At 40.8% G+C, this 3,411-nt stretch carries 3 protein-coding genes; 2 read left to right on the forward strand and 1 reads right to left on the reverse strand.

The genetic code is table 11. The features are described from left to right. Positions 1-847, reverse strand: an 847-nt coding sequence (locus tag ACKPQ5_RS01835) for a sulfatase-like hydrolase/transferase (RefSeq protein ID WP_407677388.1), incomplete at its 3' end; no start/stop codon positions are given. 233 nt (positions 848-1,080) lie between these two features. On the opposite strand from ACKPQ5_RS01835, the gene ACKPQ5_RS01840 reads away from it, so the two are divergent. Both ACKPQ5_RS01840 and ACKPQ5_RS01845 read left to right on the forward strand, forming a co-directional pair. Next, positions 1,081-3,081, forward strand: a complete 2,001-nt coding sequence (locus ACKPQ5_RS01840; RefSeq protein WP_407677389.1) for a DUF1553 domain-containing protein — start codon at positions 1,081-1,083, stop codon at positions 3,079-3,081. 18 nt (positions 3,082-3,099) lie between these two features. Then, positions 3,100-3,411 (forward strand): DUF1501 domain-containing protein (locus ACKPQ5_RS01845; protein WP_407677390.1); only part of this gene is annotated, 312 nt, incomplete at its 3' end.

Consider the following 3,411-nt stretch of genomic DNA (forward strand, 5'->3'; position numbering starts at 1 on the left):
TGTCATCAGAAAAATCTTTCGGACTTTTACCTTCAAAATCACTGTATTTGTGCATTTCATAAGCAAACTGATTAGCCGCATAGATCGGGTATCCTGGAGGAATGCTCTTGTTAGCTGGCATTCTGAATTCTTCTCTTATGTATAAGTCCCAATATTTTTTGGGGGCAACAAAGGGAAGGTGGGGTTTAGTAAGTCCGACAGCCAGAAAAAATGGGTTGTTTTTTACCTGACTCAGATCTTTAAGAATTTCAATTGCCTTGGAAGTGGTTTGTCCATCAGTGTAAGTGTCATCGTGAACATCTGCAGATTCAGTAAGGGGACCTTTGGGCCGGTCTTTTTTGTCCCCCACTTTATTTTCCTTAATGGCTTTGTTTAGTGCTTCTACATTTTCCCTTTTTGCGTAATGAGGAACGCTTTTTGGTTTAATCCATTGTGACCAGTTTTGAGGGTCTACTCCCGGTCCGCTATTGCCATGATATATTTTTCCCAGACCGATCGTATTATATCCATTATTCATGAAATACTGATTTAATGTAAGTAAATGAGGATGCCTTTCTCTCCAGCCATCGACATGAAAAGTTTGCTCACCAGTAAGTGTTGGATACAGCCCGCTCATAATAGACAGTCGTGAAGCTCCGCAGACTGCTTGCTGGCAATAGGCTTTCTCAAAAAGCACTCCGGTTTCAGCAAGACGATCCATGTGAGGAGTTTTTACTTTTGACCCATAAATTCCTAGCTCTGGTCTTAGATCATCAATTGCAATAAAAAGAATATTCGGACTTCTGCCGTAAAAAACTGAATCAATTACCGAAATAAGGAAAATGAATTTTAGAACTAGTTTAATCATCGAAACTTATTTGGGTTGAAAAAGTAATAAAAATCAACACTTATGTACAATATTAACTATCGGCAACATTGTTTATTTAGCCAAATGTAACTTTTTCGAGTTTCATGAGTTAATAGATTTAAATTTATTAAGCCCCCATTGGGGTCCTTTATTTCTTATCACAATTTTTTTCTTGTTACATTAAGTCTAATTTAATCTTCTGATTAGTAAGCCATACTACTTACACACAGCTCATGATTCGTTTTTTTATACCAGCCTGTCTTCTTCTGTTTACTTTGAATTTTGGTGCTTTCAGTATTCTTGAAGCAGTACCTAAGGACTTAAGCGAGGAAACTGATACGAAACGAAAGAGAAAAAAGAAGAACCGTCAGGAACGGGACACAAGACCAACCGATCCTAGTATTGCTCAGGAACTCAAGGAGCTGCCGTCCAAAAGAAATATTCCTCAGATTGAAGCGGATAAGAATTTTCGCATGACAGTGGATCAGATTAAATCGGCTTCTCTATGGATTGATCGTACTGTTGGAAATAGATTGATTAAGAGCGGGGTTCAGCCAAATAAGCAAACAGACGATTTTGTCTTTGTTAGACGAATTTATCTTGATGTGGCCGGTAGAATCCCGACCGATGGAGAAGCGAGCAGTTTCTTAACAAATAAAGACCCTGAAAAACGCAGAAAGCTCATCGACCAGCTTCTGCTTAGTGACGGTTATCGGTCCCATCTTTTTAATTGGATGGCAGATCTCCTTAGACACCGTGGGAAATTAAGAAGGAGTAATTTCAATCATTACGAAAGATGGTTAAAGGATCAAATTGCCCAAAATATTCGTTGGGATGAGGTCGTTTATAAAATGCTTACCGCAGAGGGAACTTTGGCCAGTTCCGGTCCTACAGGTTATTTGCTTAGAGATCCGGGAATGCCTTTGGATAACTTGTCCAATACACTCAATGTTTTTCTGAGTGCAAATGTTTCCTGTGCCCAGTGTCATGATCATCCTTTGGCAGATTGGACCCAGCGTGAATTTTATGAATTAGCTGCTTTTTTTGGGGCCACCGATGTGAGTGACCGAGATCCGCGTAAAGTGGGGAATCGATTAAAGTTACCGGACGGAAGCATTACCAAGCAAGATGTTGCATCTGCAGTGGCTCAGAACCTGGCCCGAGTTCACACAATATCGTCTCAGACATTGAAGTTTCCCGATGATTATGCCTACAGCGATGTTAAACCGGGAAGTCAGGTTGATCCTTTGCTTTTTGTCTGGGACGATGAAGAGCTAACTGTAAAAGTTGATGAAGCAGACCCAAGTAAATTGAGACAGAATTTTGCTGAATGGCTTACCCATAAAAAAAATCCTAGATTTGCCATTGCCATTGCGAATCGCTTGTGGAAGAGATTTTTTGGTTTAGGTGTACAGGAACCATTGGAGGATTTAGATGATCTCACGAAAGCTTCAAATCCTGAATTACTACAACTGCTCGGTAAGGTCATGGTCGCGGCAGATTTTGATTTGAGGGAGTTTCAGCGAGTAATTCTAAATTCCAAAGCCTATCAGGCGGTATCGAGCGTAACACCGAGCTCTGGAGATGCTGAAGATTACCTTTTCCCCGGGCCGGTTCTTAGGAGAATGTCTGCCGAGCAAGCTTGGGACTCGATTCTTGCTCTTGTATTGGGCAGCTCCCTTGATGATTATAAAGTCGACCGGTCAAACAGGGTTACCCGCTATGATTTTCCATATGAACAAATGAGTCCAGATGAAGTTCGGGAGAAAGTCTTATTAATGAAAAACAATGGTTATTTGAAATCAAACCAGAGAATTGTTGAGGCGGACTTTGTGGACGGGAAACGACCTGTCAAAATGAATGATTACTTTCTCTTAAGAGCTTCTGAACTCTCTCAACCTGCTCCAGAGAATCATTTTCTTAGAATGTTTGGGCAGTCATCCCGTGATTTGGTAAATGACTCCAGTGTTGAAGGAAGTATTCCTCAGGCTCTCATGTTGATGAATGGTGGAGTGCAACGCTTATTATATGATCGAGATGCCAGGCTTTCAAAAATGCTTAGAAGGTCTGGAGATTTTAAGTCAGCCGTTCAGTTTCTTTTTTTGAGCTTTTTCTGTCGCCCGCCTACTCCTGATGAAATGAATGCAATAGAGCAAGCCCTTGCTCAGGGAATGAAGAAAGAGGACTTAAGTTGGGCACTATTTAATTCCACTGAATTTCTCTTTGTTCAGTAAAACAAACAGCACCGCAATATGAAACCATATCAATTGACCCGAAGAAAATTTGTTGAACAATGTGCCCTTGGTGCTTTTGGTTTAACGGTTCTACCAAATCTAAAAGCTTCCAACTCGCTTCCTTTGGGAGCTGGGTTTGGAAAAGCCAAGAGAATAATATTTTTGCAGGTCCGAGGAGGGATGAGCCATATTGATACCTTTGACCCGAAGCGTGGAAAAACGCAAGGACCTGGCAAAGCGATTAAAACAAAAGCAGATTTTCAGGTTACGGAATATCTTCCTAAGACTGCGAAAATTGCAGATAAAATTTGTTTAATCCGGAGTATGACT

The organism is Candidatus Seribacter sulfatis (genome assembly GCF_964187635.1).
GTDB classification, from domain to species: domain Bacteria; phylum Verrucomicrobiota; class Verrucomicrobiia; order Opitutales; family Seribacteraceae; genus Seribacter; species Seribacter sulfatis.